The sequence below is a fragment of the Mycolicibacterium duvalii genome, from assembly GCF_010726645.1.
Classification (GTDB): Bacteria; Actinomycetota; Actinomycetes; order Mycobacteriales; family Mycobacteriaceae; genus Mycobacterium; species Mycobacterium duvalii.
In genome coordinates, this window is sequence record NZ_AP022563.1 from 810,767 (window position 1) to 833,575 (window position 22,809).

At 69.5% G+C, this 22,809-nt stretch carries 21 protein-coding genes, 1 tRNA gene and 1 pseudogene; 15 read left to right on the forward strand and 8 right to left on the reverse strand.

The window, feature by feature from the left end; all coding sequences use genetic code 11:
- Window positions 1–19: 19 nt before the first annotated feature.
- Window positions 20–1,522, reverse strand: a complete 1,503-nt coding sequence (locus G6N31_RS03620) for an amidase (protein WP_098003551.1) — start codon at window positions 1,520–1,522, stop codon at window positions 20–22.
- Between the two features lie 63 nt (window positions 1,523–1,585).
- On the opposite strand from G6N31_RS03620, the gene recO reads away from it, so the two are divergent.
- Genes recO through G6N31_RS03635 form a run of 3 tightly spaced genes read left to right on the forward strand, consistent with a single transcriptional unit; the run spans window position 1,586 to window position 3,650 of the window.
- On the forward strand, window positions 1,586–2,410 hold the full coding sequence (recO, locus tag G6N31_RS03625) for a DNA repair protein RecO (RefSeq protein WP_098003550.1): 825 nt from the start codon (window positions 1,586–1,588) through the stop codon (window positions 2,408–2,410).
- Window positions 2,355–3,239: a decaprenyl diphosphate synthase gene (locus G6N31_RS03630; RefSeq protein WP_098003549.1), complete on the forward strand. Its 885-nt coding sequence runs from the start codon at window positions 2,355–2,357 to the stop codon at window positions 3,237–3,239. The genes recO and G6N31_RS03630 overlap by 56 nt, the downstream gene beginning before the upstream one ends.
- 3 nt (window positions 3,240–3,242) lie before the next feature.
- Window positions 3,243–3,650, forward strand: a complete 408-nt coding sequence (locus tag G6N31_RS03635; protein ID WP_098003548.1) for a hypothetical protein — start codon at window positions 3,243–3,245, stop codon at window positions 3,648–3,650.
- Here the strand turns inward: G6N31_RS03635 and G6N31_RS03640 are convergent.
- A complete protein-coding gene (locus tag G6N31_RS03640; protein ID WP_098003547.1) occupies window positions 3,639–4,037 on the reverse strand; it encodes a Fur family transcriptional regulator in 399 nt (132 codons plus the stop codon). The two genes, G6N31_RS03635 and G6N31_RS03640, sit on opposite strands and share 12 nt — an antisense overlap.
- A complete protein-coding gene (locus G6N31_RS03645) occupies window positions 4,034–4,405 on the reverse strand; it encodes an ArsR/SmtB family transcription factor (protein ID WP_098003546.1) in 372 nt (123 codons plus the stop codon). The genes G6N31_RS03640 and G6N31_RS03645 overlap by 4 nt, the downstream gene beginning before the upstream one ends.
- An 80-nt stretch (window positions 4,406–4,485) precedes the next feature.
- Here G6N31_RS03645 and G6N31_RS03650 point away from each other — a divergent pair, with 80 nt between their 5' ends.
- Window positions 4,486–5,889, forward strand: coding sequence for a glycine--tRNA ligase (locus G6N31_RS03650; RefSeq protein WP_163722020.1), 1,404 nt, complete (start codon window positions 4,486–4,488; stop codon window positions 5,887–5,889).
- Here the strand turns inward: G6N31_RS03650 and G6N31_RS03655 are convergent.
- Window positions 5,886–7,868, reverse strand: coding sequence for a TPM domain-containing protein (locus G6N31_RS03655; protein WP_163722022.1), 1,983 nt, complete (start codon window positions 7,866–7,868; stop codon window positions 5,886–5,888). The two genes, G6N31_RS03650 and G6N31_RS03655, sit on opposite strands and share 4 nt — an antisense overlap.
- Window positions 7,869–7,922: 54 nt before the next feature.
- Here G6N31_RS03655 and G6N31_RS03660 point away from each other — a divergent pair, with 54 nt between their 5' ends.
- The 3 genes from G6N31_RS03660 (at window position 7,923) to G6N31_RS03670 (ending at window position 11,518) form a co-directional block, all read left to right on the forward strand.
- Entirely contained in the window at window positions 7,923–9,218 is a 1,296-nt protein-coding gene (locus tag G6N31_RS03660) for a deoxyguanosinetriphosphate triphosphohydrolase (RefSeq protein WP_098003543.1), read from the forward strand.
- 9 nt (window positions 9,219–9,227) lie between these two features.
- Entirely contained in the window at window positions 9,228–11,150 is a 1,923-nt protein-coding gene (gene dnaG / locus G6N31_RS03665; RefSeq protein ID WP_098003542.1) for a DNA primase, read from the forward strand.
- A 71-nt stretch (window positions 11,151–11,221) separates the two neighbouring features.
- A complete protein-coding gene (locus G6N31_RS03670) occupies window positions 11,222–11,518 on the forward strand; it encodes a DUF7155 family protein (RefSeq protein ID WP_098003623.1) in 297 nt (98 codons plus the stop codon).
- On the opposite strand, the gene G6N31_RS03675 is transcribed toward G6N31_RS03670, so the two are convergent.
- On the reverse strand, window positions 11,515–11,760 hold the full coding sequence (locus G6N31_RS03675) for a hypothetical protein (protein WP_098003541.1): 246 nt from the start codon (window positions 11,758–11,760) through the stop codon (window positions 11,515–11,517). The two genes, G6N31_RS03670 and G6N31_RS03675, sit on opposite strands and share 4 nt — an antisense overlap.
- A gap of 152 nt (window positions 11,761–11,912) precedes the next feature.
- Between G6N31_RS03675 and G6N31_RS03680 the strand changes: the two genes are divergently transcribed.
- The 5 genes from G6N31_RS03680 (at window position 11,913) to G6N31_RS03700 (ending at window position 15,295) form a co-directional block, all read left to right on the forward strand.
- Window positions 11,913–11,985, forward strand: a tRNA-Asn gene (locus G6N31_RS03680).
- Window positions 11,986–12,111: 126 nt separating this feature from the next.
- Entirely contained in the window at window positions 12,112–12,630 is a 519-nt protein-coding gene (locus tag G6N31_RS03685; protein ID WP_098003540.1) for a hypothetical protein, read from the forward strand.
- The gene (locus G6N31_RS03690) at window positions 12,630–13,793 is read left to right on the forward strand and encodes a TolB family protein (protein ID WP_098003539.1); all 1,164 of its coding nucleotides are present in this window, start codon (window positions 12,630–12,632) and stop codon (window positions 13,791–13,793) included. The genes G6N31_RS03685 and G6N31_RS03690 overlap by 1 nt, the downstream gene beginning before the upstream one ends.
- A 105-nt stretch (window positions 13,794–13,898) precedes the next feature.
- Window positions 13,899–14,786, forward strand: a complete 888-nt coding sequence (locus G6N31_RS27300) for a hypothetical protein (RefSeq protein WP_234815295.1) — start codon at window positions 13,899–13,901, stop codon at window positions 14,784–14,786.
- A 26-nt stretch (window positions 14,787–14,812) separates the two neighbouring features.
- Window positions 14,813–15,295 carry an LppP/LprE family lipoprotein gene (locus tag G6N31_RS03700; RefSeq protein WP_098003538.1) on the forward strand — a complete coding sequence of 161 codons (483 nt, stop codon included), beginning with the start codon at window positions 14,813–14,815 and terminating at the stop codon, window positions 15,293–15,295.
- Window positions 15,296–15,302: 7 nt separating this feature from the next.
- On the opposite strand, the gene G6N31_RS03705 is transcribed toward G6N31_RS03700, so the two are convergent.
- Complete coding sequence (locus tag G6N31_RS03705; protein ID WP_098003537.1) at window positions 15,303–17,264, reverse strand: acyl-CoA dehydrogenase family protein; 1,962 nt, start codon at window positions 17,262–17,264, stop codon at window positions 15,303–15,305.
- A 101-nt stretch (window positions 17,265–17,365) separates the two neighbouring features.
- On the opposite strand from G6N31_RS03705, the gene G6N31_RS03710 reads away from it, so the two are divergent.
- The gene (locus G6N31_RS03710; protein WP_098003536.1) at window positions 17,366–18,100 is read left to right on the forward strand and encodes a VIT1/CCC1 transporter family protein; all 735 of its coding nucleotides are present in this window, start codon (window positions 17,366–17,368) and stop codon (window positions 18,098–18,100) included.
- A gap of 4 nt (window positions 18,101–18,104) precedes the next feature.
- Here G6N31_RS03710 and G6N31_RS03715 read toward each other — a convergent pair.
- Window positions 18,105–19,315: pseudogene (locus G6N31_RS03715) on the reverse strand (MFS transporter).
- Between the two features lie 34 nt (window positions 19,316–19,349).
- Window positions 19,350–19,790 (reverse strand): MarR family winged helix-turn-helix transcriptional regulator, encoded by a 441-nt coding sequence (locus G6N31_RS03720; protein WP_098003535.1) that lies wholly within the window; start codon window positions 19,788–19,790, stop codon window positions 19,350–19,352.
- A gap of 108 nt (window positions 19,791–19,898) precedes the next feature.
- On the opposite strand from G6N31_RS03720, the gene G6N31_RS03725 reads away from it, so the two are divergent.
- Both G6N31_RS03725 and G6N31_RS03730 read left to right on the forward strand, forming a co-directional pair.
- Window positions 19,899–21,950 (forward strand): ABC transporter ATP-binding protein, encoded by a 2,052-nt coding sequence (locus tag G6N31_RS03725; protein ID WP_098003534.1) that lies wholly within the window; start codon window positions 19,899–19,901, stop codon window positions 21,948–21,950.
- The gene (locus G6N31_RS03730; protein ID WP_098003533.1) at window positions 21,947–22,786 is read left to right on the forward strand and encodes a CbiQ family ECF transporter T component; all 840 of its coding nucleotides are present in this window, start codon (window positions 21,947–21,949) and stop codon (window positions 22,784–22,786) included. The genes G6N31_RS03725 and G6N31_RS03730 overlap by 4 nt, the downstream gene beginning before the upstream one ends.
- Window positions 22,787–22,809 lie beyond the last annotated feature (23 nt).

The window sequence follows — 22,809 nt, forward strand, 5'->3', positions numbered from 1 at the left end:
GACGGTCACAGCGGGGAGATTACGCGACCTCGCCCTTGACCGAGTGCGGAGCGCTGGAATTGGGTGACTCGTCGCGTTCGGCCCGGCGGGTGTCCCACCACGGCTCGGGCTGGTGTTGCGCCCAGCCGTTGAGCGCCTCGAGCGCCGCGGCCAGCGACACCAGCAGTGGTTCGCTGTGGGCCGGTCCCATCAACTGCACCCCGATCGGCAGGCCGTCGGAGGTGAACCCCGCGGGCACGTTGATCGACGGCCAGCCCAGCAGGTTCCACGGCCAGGTGGCCGGGCACGCGCGGATCATCGTGCGGTCGGTGGCCAGCCCGCCGAGGTGGTCGAACGCGTCGGCCTTGGGCGGCGGGAGCGCCGTCGTCGGCGCGAGCACCACGTCGGCGATGTTGAAGATCCAGCCGACGCGGCGCGCGGTCGCGGCCTCGTGGGCGCGGGCCTTGCGCAGGATGTGCTGGGACAGCAGCCGCCCGGTGCGGGCGTTGGCCACGGTCCGCTTGTCCCAGCGGACCCGGGGGCCCATCCGGTCCATCCACTCGGGGATGCCGGAGGTCGACCGCGACAGGAAGTTCCACGACATCCGCAGGTGGTAGTCGGGGTCGGCCGCGAGCACCGTGTGTCCGAGCTGTTCGAGCTGTTCTGCCACGGCGTGCAGCGCGGCGCGGATCTCCGGGTGCAGGTTCGCCCGGAACCCGCTGAACGCGAACTTGGTCGACAGCGCGATCCGCAGCGGTCCGGGGGCGCGGGACACGTAGTCCGACACCGTGATCGGCGGCGGGGTGTGCAGGTCGCCGGGGGCGTTACCCGACGCGGCGTCGAGCACCAGCGCGGCGTCGGTCACCGTGCGTGCCAGCACGCCGTTGACGGTGATGCCGTTGAACGCCTCGGGCAGCGGCCAGGTGGAGATCCGGCCGCGCTGCGGTTTGATGCCGACCAGATGTGTCCACGCGGCCGGGATCCGCACACTGCCGGCGCCGTCGGAGCCGATGGCCGCGGCGACCAGGCCGGCCGCGACGGCGGCGGCGCTGCCGCCGGAGGACCCGCCCGGCGTGTGCTCGGCCGACCACGGGTTGCGGCTGTGGCCGAACCCGGGACCGCTGGTGAACGGCCACTGACCCAGTTCGCAGGTGTTGGTCTTGCCGACGATCACCGCGCCGGCGGCACGCAGCCGGCGCACCACCTCGGCGTCGGCCGGGGCCGGCGGCAGCTCGGCGTCGGTGCCGAACCGCGTCGGCACCCCGGCGATGTCGACGTCGTCCTTGACCGCGATGGGGATGCCCAGCAGCGGTTGCCGTGACAGATCCCCGCCGGCCCGGCGCCGGCGGTCGGCTGCGGCGGCGTCGGCCAGCGCCGATTCGGTGAGCACCACCCGGAACGCGTTGAGGGTCGGCTGGCTGGCCGCGATGGCGTCGAGGGATCGGCGCACCAGGTCCACCGAGGTGGTGGTGCCGGCGGCCAGGGCGAACAGCTGGTTGCCCAGCGTCGGGAACAGGGAACGGGAGGAGCGGGTGTCGACCATCACCTACGAGACTATCGGCGCTGCGCCACCGATTTCGTCCCCCGGCAGTGGGAGACTGGTCGGATGCGTCTGTACCGGGACCGGGCGGTGGTGCTTCGTCAGCACAAGCTCGGTGAAGCCGACCGGATCGTGAGTCTGCTCACTCGCGACCACGGTCTGGTGCGGGCGGTGGCCAAGGGAGTGCGGCGCACCCGCAGCAAGTTCGGGGCACGGCTGGAACCGTTCGCGCACATCGATGTTCAGCTTCATCCCGGCCGCAACCTGGACATCGTCACCCAGGTGGCTGCCATCGACGCGTTCGCCTCCGACATCGTCAGCGACTACGGTCGCTACACCTGTGCCTGCGCGATCCTCGAGACCGCCGAACGGCTCGCCGGTGAAGAGCGGGCCCCGGCGCCTGCACTGCACCGACTCACCGTCGCCGCCCTGCGCGCCGTCGCCGACGGCGGCCGGCCCCGGGAGCTCGTCCTCGACGCCTACCTGCTGCGCGCGATGGGAGTGGCCGGCTGGGCGCCCGCGTTGACCGAGTGCGCCCGGTGCGCCACCCCCGGGCCGCACCGCGCGTTCCACGTCGGGGCGGGCGGGAGTGTGTGCGTGCACTGCCGGCCGTCCGGGTCGGTGACCCCGCCGCAACCGGTGCTCGATCTGATGGCCGCGCTCTACGAGGGGGACTGGGAGCACGCCCAGACCTCGACCGGGTCGCATCGCAGCCAGGCCAGCGGGCTGATCGCGGCACACCTGCAATGGCATCTGGAACGGAAGCTGCGGACGTTGCCCCTCGTGGAACGGGTGGAACGAAGCGGTGGGCAACCCATCAGGCAGGATGAGGCGCATGGCAAACAAGCGGACGGGGAAACACAGCTACCCGCAGCTGCCCCCGGCGCCTGACGACTATCCGACTTTTCCGGACAAGTCCAGCTGGCCTGTCGTCTTCCCCGAGATTCCCGCGGGCACCAACGGCAGGTTCGCGCGTCCGCCGCAGCACACCTCCAAGGCCGCCGCGCCGCAGATCCCCGCGGATCAGGTGCCCCAGCACGTCGCGGTGGTGATGGACGGCAACGGCCGCTGGGCCACCCAGCGCGGACTGCACCGCACCGAGGGCCACAAGATGGGGGAGGCGGTGCTCATCGACATCACCTGCGGGGCCATCGAGATCGGGATCAAGCACCTGACGGTGTATGCGTTCTCCACCGAGAACTGGAAGCGCAGCACCGAGGAGGTGCGCTTCCTGATGGGATTCAACCGCGAGGTGGTGCGCCGGCGCCGCGAGAACCTCAACGACATGGGTGTGCGGATGCGCTGGGTGGGGTCGCGGCCGCGGATGTGGCGCAGTGTCATCAAGGAGTTCGACATCGCCGAGCAGATGACGGTCGGCAACGACGTCATCACCATCAACTACTGCGTGAACTACGGCGGCCGCACCGAGATCGTCGAGGCCGCGCGGCAGCTCGCGCAGGAGGCGGTCGACGGCAAGATCAACCCGTCGCGGATCAGCGAGGCGGCGTTCGCCAAACATCTGCACCGGGCCGACATCCCCGACGTCGACCTGTTCATCCGGACCTCCGGCGAGCAGCGCGCCAGCAATTTCCTGCTGTGGCAGGCGGCCTATGCCGAATACGTCTTCCAGGACAAACTGTGGCCGGACTATGACCGCCGCGACCTGTGGGCGGCCTGCGAGGAGTACGTCAACCGCAATCGACGCTTCGGAAGGGCGTGAACCGTGCCAGATCTGTCCGAGCGCCTGTCGGCCATCCTCACCGAGATCCTGCCCGTGACCGAAGAGGATGACGGCGCGCTGACAGTGCAGCACGATGACACCTTCGCGTCGTTGCGGGTGGTGCCGGTCGCCCCCGACCTGGATCTGGTGTCGCTGACACAGGTGCTGGCCTGGGACCTGCCGCTGAACAGCACGACCCGTGCCGCGGTCGCCGCCTTCACCCGAGACACGCTGCTGGGCACGGTGTCGCTGGTGGAGAAGGTCGGGGCGGCCAAGAGCAAATCGAAGATCGCCGACGTGCTGCTGCGGTACAACTTCCCGGCCGCCGGGCTGACCGACGACGCGTTGCGCACTCTGCTGCTGATGGTGCTGGCCACCGGTTCCGATGTGCGCCGCGCGCTAATCGGCTGACGATGCGCAGCGGGCGCACAGCCCGAAGATCTCGATGGTGTGGCTGACGTCGGAGAAGCCGTGCTCGCGTGCCACGTCGGCGGCCCACGCCTCGACCTGGCGGCCGCCGATCTCGACCGTCGACCCGCAGGACCGGCACACCAGGTGGTGATGGTGGTGTTCGGAACAGCGCCGGTACACCGACTCGCCGGTGTCGGTGCGCAACGTGTCGACCGCGCCGCTGGAGGCCATCTGCTGCAGCGTGCGGTACACGGTGGTCAGGCCGATGTTCTCGCCGCGGCGTCGGAGTTCGTCGTGTAGTTCCTGCGCGGAGCGGAAGTCGTCGAGATTCTCCAGCAGCGCGGTGATCGCGGCGCGCTGGCGCGTCGCGCGCACGGCGCCGGTCACCGGATGTCCTCGGCCGAGTGGGTCACCGCTGCCATCACGATGTCGGCGAGGTGGTGATCGGCCAAGCGGTACAACACTTCCCGCCCCGACCGTTCCCCTTCGACCACGCCGGCCGCCTTGAGGATCCGCAGGTGCTGACTGACCAGCGGCTGGGGCACGTCCAACGCATCGACGAGCTCGTGCACACAGCGGGCGTCCTCACGCAGCTGCAGCACGATCGCGATGCGGACCGGAGCCGCCAGGGCGCGCAGCAGATCGCCGGCAGTGTCGAGGACCGCGCGCGGCGGCAACTCCGGCGGTGGGGTAGCGGCCTCCACCTCCGGGTCGTGGGCGCCGTCCGAATCCGCGGTACTGGGAACCGTTTTCATCAGAGTCCACGATACATGCGCGTTCGTGCATGTCCAACCGCCGATCTGGCGGCGGGCCGGCGTCGCTACGCTGTGGACCCGTGGCTCCGTCTTCGATCATCGACACCGTTGCGAACCTGGCCAAGCGTCGTGGGCTGGTGTTCCAATCCGGCGAAATCTACGGCGGCACCAAATCCGCCTGGGACTACGGGCCGTTGGGCGTCGAGCTCAAGGACAACATCAAGCGGCAGTGGTGGAAGGCCGTCGTCACCGGACGCGACGACGTGGTGGGGCTGGACTCCGCGATCATCCTGCCGCGCCAGGTGTGGGTGGCCTCCGGCCACGTCGACGTGTTCAACGACCCGCTGGTGGAGTGCCTGAACTGCCACAAGCGGCACCGGCAGGACCACATGCAGGAGGCGTATTTCGAGAAGAAGGGCGCTAAGGAGGGGTTCGCCGACGCCGACGCCGTGCCGATGGGCGAGATCACCTGCCCGGACTGCGGCACCAAGGGGCAGTGGACCGAACCGCGCGACTTCAACATGATGCTCAAGACCTACCTCGGCCCGATCGAGACCGAGGAAGGTCTGCACTATCTGCGGCCCGAGACCGCGCAGGGCATCTTCGTCAACTTCGCCAACGTGGTCACCACCGCGCGCAAGAAGCCGCCCTTCGGGATCGGTCAGATCGGCAAGAGCTTCCGCAACGAGATCACCCCCGGCAACTTCATCTTCCGCACGCGTGAGTTCGAGCAGATGGAGATGGAGTTCTTCGTCGAGCCGTCCACGGCGCCGGAGTGGCACCAGTACTGGATCGACACCCGCCTGCAGTGGTACGTGGATCTCGGCATCGACCGCGACAACCTGCGGCTCTACGAGCATCCCGCCGAAAAGCTGTCGCATTACTCCGACCGCACGGTCGACATCGAGTACAAGTTCGGGTTCGCGGGCAGCCCGTGGGGCGAGCTGGAGGGCGTGGCCAACCGCACCGATTTCGACTTGTCCACGCACGCCAAGCATTCCGGCGTCGACCTGTCGTTCTACGATCAGGCCAACGACACCCGGTTCGTTCCCTATGTGATCGAACCCGCGGCGGGGCTGACCCGGTCGTTGATGGCCTTCCTGATCGACGCCTACACCGAGGACGAGGCACCCAACGCCAAGGGCGGCGTGGACAAGCGCACCGTGCTCAAGCTCGACCCCCGGCTGGCCCCGGTCAAGGCGGCGGTGTTGCCGCTGTCCCGGCATGCCGACCTCTCGCCCAAGGCCCGCGACCTGGCCGCCGAACTGCGCAGGAACTGGAACGTGGAGTTCGACGACGCCGGCGCGATCGGCCGGCGCTACCGCCGCCAGGACGAGATCGGCACCCCGTACTGCGTGACCGTGGACTTCGATTCGCTCGACGACGGTGCCGTCACCATCCGCGAGCGCGACGCGATGACCCAGGAGCGGGTCGCGATCGACCAGGTGTCCGACTACCTCGCCGTCCGTCTCAAGGGCGCCTAGAAGCGGCCGCCGCCGCCGCCCAGGCCGCCGCCGCCCCCGCCGAAGCCGCCGCCGAAGCCGCCGCCGCCAAAGCCGCCGAAGCCGCCGCGCATCGCCCCGGACAGCACGTTGCCCAGGATGATGCCGCCGATCACGGCACCCATCTGGCCGCCTCCGCCACCACCGCCGTAGGGGCCGCGGAACTGGCGTTGCGCGGCGGTGACGTCGGCGTTGGCCAGCGACTGCGCCTGTCCGGCCAGCATCGCGGCGCCGTTGGCGTGCGCCAGCGCCTCGTTGAGGTTGGTCTCCCGCTTGTCGCGCGCGGCCTGCAGCTGTCGCACCGCCTCGGACAACCGGGTGCGGGCCTCCGGGCCGACGACACCGCGGCGGGTGTCGATGTAGTCCGAGACCGCGCGCACGCGTGATTGCGCGGTGAACAGCGCCTGGTCGTAGGTCCGGGTCAACCGTTCGTGGGCTTCGCGTTCCTGCTCCACATCGGCGAGCAGCCGGTCCAGCTCGGCGTCGGCCTGGGTCAGCCGGGTGAATGCGCCGAGCGGATCGGCGTTGCCCTCGCTCTGTGCGTGGGCGACCGCCTCGACCGCAGCGTCGCGGGCCGCGGACAACTCGGTGGCCACCGCGAGCCGGCCTTTGGCGAGCTGCTCACCGGCCTGGCTGATCCCCCGCTGCGCGTCGGTGAGGACGCCCGGCAGGCTGCTGATCGCGCGGTTGATGTCGGTGGCAGCGCTGTCCACCGCGTCGAGCAACGTCCGCGCCTGGCCCAGCGCGGCCTCGGCGGCGTGGATCGCGTCGACGAGCCCGGTCTGCCGGTTTGCCGGCCGCGCCACCAGTTCGCGACCGGTGTCGATGTTGCGTTCGGCGAACGCCAGGCGCTCGCGGGCCTCGTCGACGTTGTCCGACACCGAGGCCAGCGCCGACGCGGAGAACTGGGACTGCAGCCCTGCCAGCGTCTGCTCGGCGGGGGTCAGCCGCGCGGTCAGATCCACCATCTGCTGGGTCAGCTTGTCGAGTCGACTGGGTGCGTTGATCACCAGGTCACGCAGCTGCGCGAACGCCTCGCGCTGGGCCTCGAGTTCCCGGTCCGCCTTGGCCGCCGAGACGACCACGCGGGTCAGCAGGTCGCGTCGCTGCTGCGGGGTCTCCGGAATCGCATCATCGAGGATGTGGCGCACGTTGAGGGCCTGGGCCAGCGTGTTCTTCGCGTTCGTCACCGCCCGGGTGAAGGCCGCGGTGTCGCGCTCCCCGAACTCCTCGACCGCCAGCACCAACTCGCTCTCGCTGGTGCGGACCTCGTTGTCCACCTCCACCACGATCCGGCGCGACAGGTCGTCGAGCGCGTCGAGCGACACGCTCGCCAATGCGTTCGGGTCGGCCGGGTCGACGCGCTGCGCGGCCTCGATCTCGGCTTCCCGCCGTTGTCGTCGACGCCGGCGCTGCCACAGCACCAGTACCAGCACCCCCACCCCGATCAGCCCGAGGAAGATGAGCACGTCGGTCCAGCTGGTCGATCCGCCGGTGCGGCTGTCGCCGGCCAGCCCGTCGGCGGCGGCCACCGCGGCGCCGGCCCAGTTGCCGTCGCGCAGCAGCGGTTCCACCTCGTCGGTGCGGACTTGGTCGATGTCGATTCCGCGCAGCGTGTCGTTCGGCGCCAGCAACGCATAGGCGCGGTCGGCGGTGGCCACCGCCAGGATCGCGTCCCGGTTGCCCAGATCGCTGGCGCGATACGTCGCTTGCGCCCAGCTCTGCGCGTTCTGCCCGGAAAAACTCTCGACGAAGACCACCCAGAGCCGGACCCGGTCCTGCTGGTAGAGCCGGTCGACCGCCTGTTGGACCTCGGCGCGTCCGGTGGGGTCGAGCGCGTTGGCCTCGTCGGTGATGTATCCCGCCAACCGCATCGGCGGCGTGGCCCCCACGCTGGGTGCCAGCAGCGCAGCGGTGGCCAACAGGGCGCCGAGCAGGCCGAGCATTCGGGTCATGCGCATAGAGGCCAATGTAGTGCGCGAATCCGCGGGAGCGTGCTGGCAGACTAGGGGGCGGTGAGCCCTCAACTGCACAACGACTACGACGCGTTCGACTGCGAACGTCTGGTGGCCGAGCCGGCGAAGAGCGCCGGACTGCCCGGCGCCGGAGCCGAGCACCGCTCGGATTTCGCGCGCGACCGCGCCCGGGTGCTGCACTGCGCGGCGCTGCGCCGCCTCGCCGACAAGACGCAAGTGGTCGGTCCGCGCGAAGGCGACACCCCCCGTACCCGGTTGACCCACTCCCTGGAGGTCGCCCAGATCGGGCGCGGGATGGCGGTGGAACTGGGCTGTGACCCCGACCTGGTCGACCTAGCCGGCTTGGCCCACGACATCGGTCACCCGCCCTACGGTCACAACGGGGAGCGCGCGCTCGACGAGATCGCCAAAGCGTTCGGCGGCTTCGAGGGCAACGCGCAGAACTTCCGGATCCTGACCCGGCTGGAGCCCAAAGTCGTTGACGGGCAGGGCCGCAGCGCCGGACTGAACCTGACCCGGGCCGCACTCGATGCGGTGACCAAGTATCCGTGGGCGCGGGTGGGGGAGCGCCGCAAGTTCGGCTTCTATGACGGTTTCTCCAGCGACGACATGGCCGCCGCCGACTGGGTACGGGCCGGCGCGCCGCCGGAGCGGCCGTGCCTGGAGGCCCAGGTGATGGACTGGGCCGACGATGTCGCGTACTCCGTGCACGACGTCGAGGACGGTGTGATGAGCGGGCGCATCGATCTGCGGGTGCTGGCCGACGACGACGCCGCCGCGGCGCTGGCCCATGTCGGGGCGCGGTCCTTCCCCGCGCTGGCGCCCGACGACCTGATGGCGGCCGCCAGGCGGCTGTCACAGGTCCCGGTGGTCGCGGCGGTGGGCAAGTTCGACGGCACCCTGGCCGCGTCGGTGGCGCTCAAGACACTGACCAGTGAGCTGGTGGGACGCTTCGCCAACGCGGCCGTGAGCGCCACCCGGGAGTCCGCGGGTCCCGGCCGGCTGCGCCGCTTCACCGCCGACCTCGCGGTGCCGACACTGGTGCGCGCCGAGGTCGCGGTGCTCAAGACTCTTGCCCTGCAGTTCATCATGTCCGACCACCGCCACCTGGAGCTGCAGGCCGACCAGCGCACCCGGATCCAGGAGGTGGCGCTGACGCTCTGGGGCCAGGCCCCGGGCAGCCTCGATCCGCAGTTCGCCGCGGAGTTCGATGCGGCCGCCGACGACGGGGCGCGGCTACGCGTGGTCGTCGATCAACTGGCCAGCTACACCGAAGGGCGGTTGGAGCGCGTCCATGAAGCCCGCTCGCCCCGTCCCCTCGAAACCGGCCTCTAGACTGACGCGGTGGCCGGGCGGATTCCAGATCGAGACATCGCCGCTATCCGCGAGCGCGTCAACATCGAGGACCTCGTCGGCGACTACGTCCAGCTGCGCAGGGCCGGAGCCGACTCGCTGAAGGGGTTGTGCCCGTTCCACGACGAGAAGTCGCCGTCGTTTCACGTGCGCCCCAACCACGGCCACTTCCATTGCTTCGGCTGCGGCGAGGGCGGTGACGTCTATGCGTTCGTGCAGAAGATCGAGCACGTCAGCTTCGTCGAGGCCGTCGAGTTGCTGGCCGACCGGGTCGGCTACACCGTCACCTACACCGGCGGATCGACGACCAACGTGCAGCGCGACCGCGGCAGCCGCAGCAGGTTGCTGGCCGCCAACGCCGCGGCAGCCGAGTTCTACGCCGAGGCGTTGCAGAGCGGTGAGGCCGCCCCGGCGCGTCAGTACCTGCTCGACCGCAACTTCGACGCCGAGGCCGCGGCCCGGTTCGGCTGCGGGTTCGCGCCGTCCGGGTGGGATTCGCTGACAAAACACCTGCTGCGCAAGGGGTTCGAGTTCAAGGAACTCGAGGCCGCGGGATTGTCGCGGGAAGGGCGGCGCGGCCCGATGGACCGCTTCCACCGGCGGCTGCTGTGGCCGATCCGGGCCGGGGGCGGCGAGGTCATCGGTTTCGGCGCGCGTCGGATCTTCGACGACGACCCGATGGAGGCCAAGTACGTCAACACCCCGGAGACGGTGCTGTACAAGAAGTCCGCGGTGCTGTTCGGCCTCGACCTGGCCAAGCGCGACATCGCCAAGGGGCACCGCGCGGTCGTCGTCGAGGGCTACACCGACGTGATGGCGATGCATCTGGCCGGCGAGACCACCGCCGTGGCGTCGTGCGGCACCGCGTTCGGCGACGGGCACCTCGCGCTGCTGCGCCGGCTGATGATGGACGACAGCTGGTACCGCGGTGAACTGATCTTCGTCTTCGACGGTGACGCCGCCGGACAGGCCGCGGCCCTCAAGGCGTTCGACGGCGACCAGCAGGTGGCCGGGAAGTCGTTCGTGGCCATCGCCTCCGACGGCATGGACCCGTGCGATCTGCGGTTGAAATCGGGCGACGGCGCGTTGCGCGACCTGGTGGCCCGGCGCATCCCGATGTTCGAGTTCGCCATCCGCAGCCTGATCCCCAGCGGAGACGTCCTCGACAACGACCCGTCAGCGCAGGTGGACGCACTGCGCCGGTGTGTGCCGTTGGTCGCCCGGATCCGCGACTACGCCCTGCGGGACGAGTACGCCCGGCGCCTGGCCGGGTGGACCGGCTGGCGCGACGAGGCCCAGGTGCTGACCCGGGTACGGGAGGAAGCCACCAAACGCGGGATGCCGGAACGATCGCGCCGTCGGGCCGAGCCCGCCAGACCGCAGGCCGTGCGCGGTACCCCCGCACCGACTGCACCGGCACGGCCCGACCCCGCCGATCCCACGCTGTGGCCGCAGCGCGAAGCGCTAAAATCTGCGCTGCAGTACCCGGCGCTGGCCGGGCCGGTGTTCGACTCGCTGGCCGCAGAGAGCTTCACCCACCCCGGCTACGCGGCGGTGCGCGCGGCGATCGAGGCCGCGGGCGGTACCGCGTCGGGGCTGGGCGGCGCGCAGTGGATCGAGGCGGTGCGCGCGCAGGTGGCGACGCCCGAGTCGGCCACCCTGGTCAACGAACTCGGGGTGGACGCCATCAACGCCGAGGACGAGCAGCTGCCCCGCTACATCGGCGGTGTGCTGGCCCGCCTGCAGGAGGTGTGGATCGGGCGGCAGATCGCCGAGGTGAAATCGAAGCTGCAGCGCATGTCGCCGGTGGAGCAGGGTGACGAATACCACGCGCTGTTCGGCGACCTGGTCGCGATGGAGGCCTACCGGCGCAGCCTGCTCGAGCAGGCCAGCGGCAACGACATGACTGCATGATCAGGCGGGCCGCGTTACAGTTGAGCCCGTTCGAACGATATGTGGTTCGTCGGGGAGAGAACGAGCAGGAGATGCCGGTGGAGAAGATGCGGACCAACGCAACGCGGCTGATCGCCGGGGTGTTCGCGGCCGCGGCCGTCGCCGTCCCGCTCTATACCTCGTTGACCAGTACTGATGCGTCCAAGGTGACGGCGGGTCCGAAGTGCCTGGCGTGGTTCGGCAACGTCGAGGACGGCAACTGCCTGTCGTATTCCAACGGCAGCGGGGCGACCATCGGCACGCCGCGGGTCGGCCTCGGGTACGGCGGCTTCTACGTCCAGACCCCGCCGCTGCTGCCCGGGACGACCATTCAGCGCGGCATCGGCTAGCGCGTTTTCCTGATCTCCGGCTCCAGCACCTCGGTGTCGGAGTCGATCGGCGTGAGCTGTACCAGCGACGGGTCCGGCGAGACCCGCTCGGCGATCTTGCGACGTCCCGCGTCGATCATGGCTTTGGCGGCCGGGCTGGCGGTCACCGCCCGGTAGGTTCCCGCGAGCTGTTCGTAGCGTTGTCGGCCGGCCTTGGTGCCCAGCACATAGCCGACAGCCAGCACGGCGGCATACCCGATCACGGGGCTCCTTCCGAGGGGTGGGGACGTTCTGTCAGTGTCCATCCTGCCTCAAACCCCGCGGTGCGCGCCGGGCCGGGAGCGCATTGGCACCCGCGCTCGGACGTAGGCTAGAGTGCTCTCTGGCCCGCGGCGCAGTGGTCGCGGGAGGGCAATCCCCTGTAGCTCAATTGGCAGAGCATTCGGCTGTTAACCGAAGGGTTGCTGGTTCGAGTCCAGCCGGGGGAGCCTCAGATTCTTTGCGATCCCGCCGCCCTGGGGGTGTGCGCCGGCCATGGCATCCTCCCCGCCGGCGTGCTGGCGGAGGCCCAAAGTCCCTACACCGATCGGCGCGGCGGGCGGAAGCTGACTAGCGTGCGTCGCGCATCCCGGGTCGTCGCAGCCCTCGTCACTGCCGCCGTCGGTACGGCTGCGCCGGCTGTCGCCGACCCGTCGGCGGATCTGCTGAGCAAATTGCCGGCGGGATACGACAGTGACTCGTGCGAACCTGCCGATCCGGCCGGCGCGCTGGCCGCACTCATCTGCCGGGACAACGCCCTACCGGACGGTCCGACTTTCGCGACATACTGGCTCTTCGCCGACGACTACGGCATGCACGCAGCTTTCACCGCCCAACTGGCGAGTCCGGACTGGGCGCCCACCACATGCCCGGGCAGTCCGTCGGCCGACGCCGTCGTGGTCCTGGGATCGGATGGGCAACCCTACGGCCGGATCGCGTGCGGGCGCGGGACCGGCGCTGACTGGCTCCTCAGAGACGGCGCCGTGGCGTGGACCCATGACGCTGACCACTTCCTCGGTGTGGCCTATACCGGATATCAAGGCCAGGCGTTCCCTGCCGGACTGTTCGAGTGGGCCAAGGGGAAGATGACCTGATGCACAACACCTTTGGCTGGATCACCGCTCTTCTCGCCGTGTGCACGGTGGCGGCGTGCACCTCCACACCGTCGCCGAGCCCCGACGCGACGACAACCTCCGCGCCCGGTGTCGCGAACAACCTCCCGGTGCTCTTCTACACCAAGGCCGGGGCGCTCTACGCCAGTGATCCTGCCGGCGCGCCGGGCCGCAAGCTCACCGACGGCCCGGCCGACACCGAACCGGCCCCCTCACCCGACCTCACCCGGGTGGCCTACATCCGGAAGCCGGACGCCTCCAGCTACGGCGGGGAGCTGTGGGTGGTGAATCTCTCGGCCGAGCACGGGTCCGCGGGCGATCCGCGGCGCCTGATCGAACCGGCTGCGCTTCCGTCGCTGTTCGGCGATTCCGAGTTCGGGGATGGACCCGGACGGATCCTGCAGCCGCGCTGGTCGCCGACGGGGAAGCAGATCGCCTTCCTCCAAGCCGGAGAAGGGGGCGGGTTTCTCTTCGTCGCAGACGTCGACAGCGGTCGGATCCTCTCGCCCGAGCCACGAGTGTTCGCCGCCGAGTACTCATGGGCGCCGGACGGCAGACACATCGCCTGGACCGGCGGACGAAGTGACGTGTCCCCGATCGACGTGAACGTCCTCGACGTCACAGACACCACGACGACAGCCGTCGTCACAGGCACTCACGCGTCCTCGGTGACCTACGGCGAGGACGGACAGAGGATCCTGTTCGCCAACGGCGACGCCTCCGGCGCGCTGTTCGCCGAGATCCCGTTCCTTGTACGCGACGGCGGCGTCTATTCCGTCGCCACACCCGAGGGCAGCCCCGCCGGGCCGCCGACCATGCCGGGCCTCCTCGTGACCGGACAGGCGGCCTTCGGCGACGTCGCGGCTTTGCAGTCCGGCGCGATCGCCTACACCGAAACCAGTGCGGACGGGGCGTCGAAGACGCTGAAGGTTCTCGATACACCGTCCGCACCGCCGAGGACGGTGCTCGCCGATGTGGCGGCCGACGCCCCCGGGCCGGTATGGGGGCCAGACGATTCGCTGGCCTACCTTGACACCCAACGACGCCTGATCGTCACGAACGTGGACCGACGCGCAGCCAGGCAGGTCGACACCGGGGTGGACGCGTTCGCCTGGCCGCCGCCGAATCCTCAAGGGCCGCGGTAGATGCCGTCACGCTCTTGACCGGTCCGACAGTGGAGGCGCAGCAGAATGTTCACTCAAGCAGTTCGCCGAGCGGCGATCCTCGCAGCCATTGCGGTCGGCGCTTCGATGGCGGTTGTCGGCTCGCCCATCGAGGCCGCGGCGTTCGACGATGCGGGGGAATGTGCGACGTTGCTGCTGGACGCCGCCAACCAGGCGGGTGTTTCGGGCTCGTCCACGATCGTGTCGGACCAGGGCTACGAGTCATGCTCGGTGCGGTTCGACGATGGGCTGAAACGCACGGTCTTGAAGGCGGCCATGGCTTCCCTCGCCGGTTGTCCGCCGTGGTGGGCGAACCAAGAAGGAGTCGTCGCCACGACATTTCACGGAGACGACGCCTGGACTCGAGGACCGGCCGGCGACAAGTGGTCCGAACGGTCATTCGTCTGGTGCTCGTTCGATGACCCCGAGTACCAGTTCTCGGTGGAAACGACGGTGTTCGACGCCGCGACGTACGGTGGTGCCGCCGATCCACTACCGGTCGCAGAACAATTGTGGTCACTGGCGCAGGACCGTTTGCCGTTCGGGCCGGCAGGAGCTGATGTGCCCCCCACCGATTCGGAGATGCCACCGGGCTCCACTCCACCCGGGGACACCGACAGCTATCCGATCGCCGAGGGTGACTACACCACCGACCGCTACGGATGGATGTACTTCACGACGCCCGACGGGAAGTCCTGCGGCATGGCGGCGAATGGCGGCCCGGTCGGTTGCGACGCGGTGGCCGCCGACGCCCCACCGGATGTCAACCAGACCTATGTGGCCATCTGGGCCCCAGCCGAATATCGCTACTCCGACACCGCCACGTTCACGGCCGACGTCGACGTGCTGCCCGTCGGACAACAGTTGCAGATCATCGGCAGCAGCTGCGCGGTCACCGCATTCGACACCGTACGCTGCGAGACTGGTGGCGAACACGGCTTCATCCTCTCAGCGGACAGTAGCGTGTTCTGGTAAGCGCCCGAGTCGAGGTGGAGGGTCCCGTGGGAGGTGGCAGGCGAAGAGTCGCACCCCCGTTCACCGCACTGGCGCTCGCCGCGGTGCTGACAGCCTGCGGCTGGAGCCCCTCGGGGCCGGCGCCCACCAGCACAGCGGCGTGCGGCCCGGGCCCTGCCGCCGAGGCGATCGACGCCGAGATCGCCATGCTGCCGCCCGGCCAGTGGCGCGACACCGACCGTGGCAACACCCCGGACTGCACGCTGTACTGGGTGGTGGTGACCGATGGCCAGGCGCCCGGCAGCCCGCAGCAGGCGCTGTTCTTCAGAGGCGCCGAGGCGGTGGGGTCACCGACGCCCGAACCGCGTCCCTACATCACGGTGATCCCGCAGGGCAACGACACCGCGCTGGTGCAGTACCAGTGGCTTCAGGAGCAGGACCAGCCGTGCTGCCCGACCGGGATCGGCAGCGCGCGCGTGACCCTCGAGGAGGGTCGGCTCACGGTGCTCGATCCGATCCCGGGGCCGTAGCGCCGCCCTAGATCACGCCTGCGCTGGTGGCGTTCTGCGGGGTGTGCTCGTCGGCGTCGGGGATGTTCTCCGGGTGCAGCATCTCGGCGTAGCGCAGCTGTTCGGGGATGCCGAACCCGTCGACGAGCAACTCGGCGTAGGGGCGTAGCCGCCGGCACCGGTCGTTGATGCCCCGGGTGACCGCCTTGGCCCGCTCGGTCGACAGGAAGCGGTGCTCGACGAACCAGGCCTTGTCGTCCTCGATCACCGACAACGCATACAGGTCGCACACCATGCCGAGGATTTCGCAGGTCTCTTCGTCGGGGCAGGCGTCGATGCCCGCCACGAACGCCTCCAGGATGATGCGGTCGATGTGCGCCTGCGCGGTGTGCAACACGTGGTCCTGCACCTCGTTGAACGCCTCGAACGCGCTGACCTCCTTGGACTTGCTCTGCAGCCGGCGCGCTACCGAGGCCAGCATGTACTCCTCGCGGTCCTCGAACATCTTCACCTGGGTGCCGCGGTTGAACAGGCTGCCCTCTTCCTCGTTGTCCTGGCGGGTGTCGAGGATGGTTTGCATGATCGTTTGCGCCGCAGTGCGTTTGAGCACGCGCTCGCCGGCGAAGTTGGCCGCGAAGCGCACCCACTCGACCGGGCTCATGCTCTTGATGTCATCGGCGTAGGTGGTCAGCAGTTCCTTGGCGACCAGCTGGGTCAGCACGTGGTTGTCACCCTCGAAGGTGGTGAACACGTCGGTGTCGGCTTTCAGCGCGATCAGCCGGTTCTCGGCCATGTAGCCCGCACCGCCGCACGCCTCGCGGGCTTCCTGGATGGCCCGGGTGGCATGCCAGGTGTTGGCGGCTTTGAGTCCGGCCGCCCGGGATTCCAGTTCGCGCTGCTCCTCCGGGTCGGGGTCGTCGGCGGTCTGCAGCTCGTGGCACTTGGCCACCAACTCGTTCTGGGCGAACTGCAGCGCGTAGGACCGCGCGATCAGCGGCAGCAGCCGACGCTGGTGGACCAGGTAGTCCATCAGCAGCACCTCGCCGCCGTCGGGATCGGAGAACTGCGTGCGCTGCAACGCATACCGCGTCGCGATGTCGAGCGCCACCCGTGCGGCCGCGCCGGCGCTTCCGCCGACGGTGACCCGACCGCGGATCAGGGTGCCGAGCATCGTGAAGAAGCGGCGGTTCTGGTTCTCGATGGGTGAGCTGTAGGTACCGTCGGGTGCGACGTCGGCGTACTTGTTGAGCAGATTCTCGCGCGGCACCCGCACGTGGTCGAACTGGATGCGGCCGTTGTCCACCCCCGGCAGCCCGCCCTTGTAGTGACAGTCTGATGTGGTCACCCCGGGCAGGTCGTTGCCGTCGTCATCGCGGATCGGCACGACGAAGCAGTGCACGCCGTGCCCTTCGCCGTCGGGCGTGATCAGCTGCGCGAACACCGCCGCCACCCGGGCGGTTTCGGCTGCACCGCCGATGTAGTCCTTGCGCGACGTCGGCGTCGGGGAGTCGATGACGAACTCCTGGGCCTCTGGGTCGTAGGTGGCGGTGGTCTCCAGCGACTGCACGTCGCTGCCGTGCCCGGTCTCGGTCATCGCGAAGCAGCCGAGCAGATCGAGGTCGATGATCTTCTGGACGTAGGCCTCGTGGTGGCGCTCGGTGCCCAGGTTCTCGATCGCACCGCCGAACAACCCCCACTGCACACCGGCTTTGACCATCAGCGACAGGTCGCTCATCGCCAGCATCTCGATCTGCGTGACGGCCGAACCGACGTCACCGTTGCCGCCGTGTTCTTTCTTGAAGCCGTCCTCGGCCGCACCGCGCTCGGCCATGATCCGCATCTGCTCGGCCACTTTGGTGCGGGCGATGACGGTGTTGGGCGTGTAGTGGGGCCGGAAGACCTCGGAGGCGAGTTCGTGCCGCATCCTGTTCTTGACGTCGCGGAAGCGCCCGTCCAACGAGTTCTGCAGATGTTCGGCAGTGGTGGTCATACCACGACGGTATCCCGCAAAAAGACGGTGCAAACTGTGATGTGGCAAACCGAGGACATCCTTAATAATTCGGTCTCAGAGCGCAGGCGCAAGATTGCCTCATGACCGAGTCAAGTGATGCGCCGCTGTCGCCCACCGGGCTGCCCCATGTCGGCAACCACCGGCACGCCGATGTCACCGGCGGATGGTTGCGCGCCGCGACCTTCGGCGCCATGGACGGCCTGGTGAGCAACACCGCCCTGATCGCGGGCGTTGCGGCCACCGCCAGCGCCGACACCGTGGTGATCAGCGGTGTCGCCGGGCTGCTGGCCGGCGCGTTCTCGATGGCGCTGGGGGAGTACACGTCGGTGACGACCGCGAACGAGCAGATCGAGTCAGAAGTGGTCGTCGAGAAGAAGTCGTTCCGCCGGCAGCCCGACGCCGAAGTGGCCGAACTGGTCGCCATCTTCACCGAGATGGGCCTTTCCCCCGACACCGCCGCCAAGGCGTCGGAGGAGATCCACCGCGACGAGGCCAAGGCCCTGAACTTCCACCTGGTCCAGGAACTGGGGGTGCACCCCGAGGAGAAGCCGTCACCGTGGCTGGCAGCGGGGTCCTCGTTCGCGCTGTTCGCGGTCGGCGCGATCATCCCGCTCATCCCGTACCTACTCGGCTACGCCTCGCTCTGGGCCGGATTGGCTTGCGGCGGAGCGGGTCTGCTTCTGGTCGGCGGGGTAGCGGCAACCTTCACCAAACGGCCGCCGCTGCTTGGCGGACTTCGCCAGTTCGCGCTCGGAGGCGTCGCGATCGCGGTGACCTACCTCGTGGGTTATCTCATCGGTGTCTCGGTGACCTGAGCGCTCAGCTCTGGTTGCCCGCGGTGACTGCACGGCCTCGTCGGTGAGCTCGTCGAGTTCGGGCTCTTCGGCGTCGATGCCCGTCAGGTGGGCACGCGTGCGCAGCAGAACCACCGCGGCCAGCAGCACCGCCGCAGCGCCCACCCAGAACGGCAGGTGCACATTGACCCGCTCGCCGAGGAACCCGGCCAGCCACGGCGCGACCGCGGCACCGCCGAAGCGCACGAAACTGTAAGCCGCCGAAGCCACTCCACGTTCGACGGGAGCGGCCTTCATCACCGTCTCGGTGATCAGCGTGTTGTTCACGCCGATGAACAGGCCGGCCACCACGACACAGCCGGCCAGCACCGCTTTGTGATCGGTCCACACTGCCATCGCGGTCAGTGTCGCGGTCATCAGCAGCAGGTTCACGATCAGCGTGGGCAGGGTGCCGAAGCGGCGCTGCAACCGCGGGGCGGCGAATACCGAGGTGAACGCCAGCGCCACGCCCCACCCGAAGAAGATCAGCCCGATCCCGTAGGCGCTCATGTCCAACGGGAACGGCGTGAACGCCAGCAGGGTGAAGAAGCCGAAGTTGTACAGCAGCGCGGTGAGTGCGACGCCGAACAGGCCGCGGTGGCGCAGCGCGCGGAACGGGTCGGCCAGCGTGGTGGCCCGCGCCGCCGGCGGGGTCGACGGCAACATCGCGGCCGTCACCACCACGGCGACGACCATCAGCGCCGACACCCCGAAGAACGGCCCGCGCCAGGAGATCGAGCCGAGCAGGCCGCCGACCAGCGGTCCGACCGCAATGCCGACGCCGAGTGCGGCCTCGTAGAGGATGATGGCCTGGGCTACCGATCCGCGGGCCGAGCTGACGATGGTGGCCAGCGCGGTGGCGATGAACAGGGCGTTGCCCAAGCCCCACAGCGCCCGCCAGCCCACGATCTCGGTGACGGTTTCGCTGAGCCCGGCCAGCCCGGCGCCGGCGATGATGATCACCAGTCCGAGCAACAGCGTTCGTTTGGGGCCGATCCGGCTGGAGACCACGCCGGTGATCAGCATGGCCAGGCCCATCACGACCATGTAGCTGGTGAACAGCAGCGACACCTGCGACGGTGTGGCGTCGAGATTGTCGGCGATCGGCTTGAGGATCGGGTCGACCAGGCCGATGCCCATGAAGGCGACCACCGAGGCGAACGCGACGGCCCAGACGGCCTTGGGTTGACGCCACATGGGACGTGACACTCCTTTCGGGTGGGGGAACGGGTCAGCGAGAGGCGGTGCGAGGTGAGCTGGCGTCCTCGATCAGCCGCCGCATCACGTCGACCGCGGCGGCCAGGCAGTCACGGTCCTGGTCGCTGAGCCGTTCGAGGTAGGGGTCGATGACCGCGCCACGGTCGGCGCGGGCCTGTTGCAGAGCCGTCACGCCGGCCGGTGTGATCCGGATCAGCACCGCGCGGGCGTCTTCGGGATCGCCGGTGCGCGCGACCAGGCCGGCGTCCTCGAGCCGGCGCACCTGGGTGGTCATCGTCGGCTGGGAGCAGTGGTCCAACGCGGCCAGGTCGGAGATGCGGGCCTGGCCCTGGTCTTCGATCGTCGAGAGCAACCGGGCCTGAGCGAACGGCAGCGGCATCCGGACGCGCTGATTGGTCAGCCGGTTGAGCCGGGCCACGACCGAGAGCAGGTCGGCGCCGAGTGTGGACGACATGACAGCCATATTTGCATAGAGAAACTATGCATATCAATCCGGCCGGCGGTGGTGCTGCTCACAGCCCGCGCCCGAAGCGGTGGGCGGAGCGGCTGGCAGAATCGTGAGATGACCTCGGCCGGCCCGGCGAACGCCTCGCGACGGACCGGTTCTCTTCAACCGGTCGAACTCGCGCAGGCGGCGGTGATGGCGGCCCTGTGCGCTGCCATCGCGATCATCGCGGTCGTGGTGCCGTTCGCGGCCGGGCTGTCTTTTCTCGGCACGGTGCCGATGGCGCTGTTGGCGTACCGCTATCGGCTGCGCGTGTTGTTCACCGCGACGGTGGCCGGCGGTCTGATCGCGTTCCTGATCGCCGGGATGGGCGGCTTCATGACCGTCGTCAACTGCGCCTACATCGGCGGCCTGACCGGCACCGTCAAACGACGCGGTCGCGGCACCCCGACGGTGATCGCCGCCGCGCTGGTGGCCGGCGCGATCTTCGGCGCCGTCATCGTCGTGGCGCTGACGATCCTGAGCCGACTGCGCATGCTGATCTTCGACACCGTCACGGCCAACGTCGACGGCGTCGCGGCCGTGCTCTCCCGCATCCCTGGCATGGAGGGCGCCGCGGACCGTCTCACCCGCGACTTCGCCACGGTGCTGGACTACTGGCCGCTGCTGTTCTTCGCCGCCGGCATCTTCTCCATCACCTCGGTCAGCCTCGTCGGCTGGTGGGCGCTGTCCCGGGTGATGTCACGGCTGCTCGGGGTGCCCGACGTGCACAAGCTGGAGACCCCCGACGACAGCAGTGAGATCGGCCCCGTGCCGCTGACGCTGCACGACGTCCGCTTCCGCTACCCGTCGGCCACCGACGACGCACTCGGGCCGGTGTCGTTGTCGGTGCAGCCGGGCGAGCACGTCGCGGTCACCGGTGCCAACGGGTCGGGCAAGACGACGTTGATGCTGCTGCTGGCGGGCCGTGAACCGACGTCGGGCACGGTCGAGCGGCCGGGCGCGGTGGGTCTCGGTAAACAGGGCGGCACCGCGGTGGTTATGCAACACCCCGAAAGTCAGGTGCTGGGCACGCGCGTCGCCGACGATGTCGTGTGGGGGTTGCCCCCGGGGGCAGCTATCGACGTCGAGGCGCTGCTGGCCGAGGTCGGGTTGGACGGCCTGGCCGAGCGCGACACCGGCGGCCTGTCCGGTGGCGAACTGCAGCGGCTGTCGGTGGCCGCGGCGCTGGCCCGCGACCCGGCCTTGTTGATCGCCGACGAAGTGACCAGCATGGTCGATCAGGACGGCCGCGACGCGTTGATGTCGGTGCTGTCCGGGCTGACCACGCGCCACCGCACCGCGCTGGTGCACATCACCCACTACAACGACGAGGCCGACGCCGCCGACCGCACCGTGCACCTGAGCGGGAGCGGCACCGCGACCGCGAAGGCCGGCCCGGACCTGGTGGAGACCGCTGAGGTGCCCGTCCCGGCCGACGCCGCGCCGCCGCGCGGGGCTCCGGTGCTCGAGCTCGTCGGCGTCGGCCACGAGTACGGCAGCGGAACCCCCTGGGCCAAGACGGCGTTGAGCGGCATCGACTTCGCCGTGCACGAGGGTGACGGCGTCCTGATCCACGGCCTCAACGGGTCGGGGAAGTCGACGCTGGCCTGGATCATGGCCGGGCTGACGGTCCCCACCGTCGGCAGGTGTCTGCTCGACGGCGCACCGGTCTCCGATCAAGTGGGCGCCGTGGCGATCTCGTTCCAGGCGGCCCGCCTGCAGCTGATGCGCAGCCGCGTCGACCACGAGATCGCCTCCACGGCAGGGTTTTCCCGGCACAACCGCGCTCGCATCGAGGAGGCGCTGGGCACGGTCGGGCTGGATCCCGCGCTGGCGACCCGGCGCATCGATCAGCTCAGCGGTGGACAGATGCGGCGCGTGGTGCTGGCCGGCCTGCTCGCCCGCTCCCCGCGGGCGCTGATCCTCGACGAGCCGCTGGCCGGGTTGGATGCCGAGTCACAGGAGGGCCTGGTTGGGCTGCTCGAAGATCTGCGCCGGCGCAAGAGGCTGACGGTCGTGGTGATCTCCCACGACTTCGGTGGGCTGGAGAACCTGTGTCCGCGCACCTTGCACATGGCCGACGGGATGCTCGCGCCGGCCCCCACCTCCGCCGGGGGAATGTCATGACCGCGCCCCGCAAGCAGCGCCGCGAGATCGTGCTGCTGCGACCGGTGCCGGGCCGCACCGTGATCCACGAGCTGTGGGCCGGTTCGAAACTGCTGATCGTCGCCGGCATCGGCGTGCTGCTGACTTTCTATCCGGGCTGGGTTCCGATCGCGGCGGTGGCGCTGCTCATCGTAATGGCCGCCAAGCTGGCCCGCATCCCGCGTGGGGTGTTGCCCACCATTCCGCGCTGGCTGTGGGTACTGCTGGTGCTCGGTGGCGTCACCGCGGCGTTCGCCGGCGGTGACCCGGTGATGGGCGTCGGCTCGGTGGAGCTCGGTCTGGGCGGCTTGCTGAACTTCCTACGTATCACCGCGTTGTCGATCGTGCTGCTGGGGTTGGGCGGGATGGTCTCGTGGACGACCAACGTCGCCGAGATCGCCCCCGCGGTCGCGATGCTGGGCCGTCCGCTGCGGCCGCTGCGCATCCCGGTCAACGACTGGGCGGTGACACTGGCGTTGGCGCTGCGGGCCTTCCCGATGCTCATCGACGAGTTCCGGGTGCTCTATGCGGCACGAAGTCTGCGGCCGCCCGAGGTGGACCGCGACGGGCGCGCCCGATGGCGCCGCTGGGCGGCCGAACTGATCGACCTGCTGGCCGCAGCGATCACTGTGGCGCTGCGCCGCGCCGACGAGATGGGCGACGCGATCACCGCCCGCGGCGGAGCCGGGCAGATCTCGGCGGCACCGTCGCGTCCGCAGCGGCGCGACTGGGGCGCGTTCGCCGTCGTGATCGCGGTTTGCGGGGTCGCGCTGGCGCTGGAGTTGACTGTGCTGGGCACCAGCGGCATGCGGAGCTGACCCGGTCTCGAGCCGTTACGGTG

Coding starts and splice junctions, on each gene's coding strand:
- G6N31_RS03620 (WP_098003551.1), bottom strand. CDS start 1,522: ATGGTCGACACCCGCTCCTCCCGTTCCCTGTTCCCGACGCTGGGCAAC.
- recO (WP_098003550.1), top strand. CDS start 1,586: ATGCGTCTGTACCGGGACCGGGCGGTGGTGCTTCGTCAGCACAAGCTC.
- G6N31_RS03630 (WP_098003549.1), top strand. CDS start 2,355: ATGGCAAACAAGCGGACGGGGAAACACAGCTACCCGCAGCTGCCCCCG.
- G6N31_RS03645 (WP_098003546.1), bottom strand. CDS start 4,405: ATGAAAACGGTTCCCAGTACCGCGGATTCGGACGGCGCCCACGACCCG.
- G6N31_RS03655 (WP_163722022.1), bottom strand. CDS start 7,868: ATGCGCATGACCCGAATGCTCGGCCTGCTCGGCGCCCTGTTGGCCACC.
- G6N31_RS03670 (WP_098003623.1), top strand. CDS start 11,222: ATGCCGGTGGAGAAGATGCGGACCAACGCAACGCGGCTGATCGCCGGG.
- G6N31_RS03690 (WP_098003539.1), top strand. CDS start 12,630: ATGCACAACACCTTTGGCTGGATCACCGCTCTTCTCGCCGTGTGCACG.
- G6N31_RS27300 (WP_234815295.1), top strand. CDS start 13,899: ATGGCGGTTGTCGGCTCGCCCATCGAGGCCGCGGCGTTCGACGATGCG.
- G6N31_RS03705 (WP_098003537.1), bottom strand. CDS start 17,264: ATGACCACCACTGCCGAACATCTGCAGAACTCGTTGGACGGGCGCTTC.
- G6N31_RS03710 (WP_098003536.1), top strand. CDS start 17,366: ATGACCGAGTCAAGTGATGCGCCGCTGTCGCCCACCGGGCTGCCCCAT.
- G6N31_RS03720 (WP_098003535.1), bottom strand. CDS start 19,790: ATGTCGTCCACACTCGGCGCCGACCTGCTCTCGGTCGTGGCCCGGCTC.
- G6N31_RS03725 (WP_098003534.1), top strand. CDS start 19,899: ATGACCTCGGCCGGCCCGGCGAACGCCTCGCGACGGACCGGTTCTCTT.
- G6N31_RS03730 (WP_098003533.1), top strand. CDS start 21,947: ATGACCGCGCCCCGCAAGCAGCGCCGCGAGATCGTGCTGCTGCGACCG.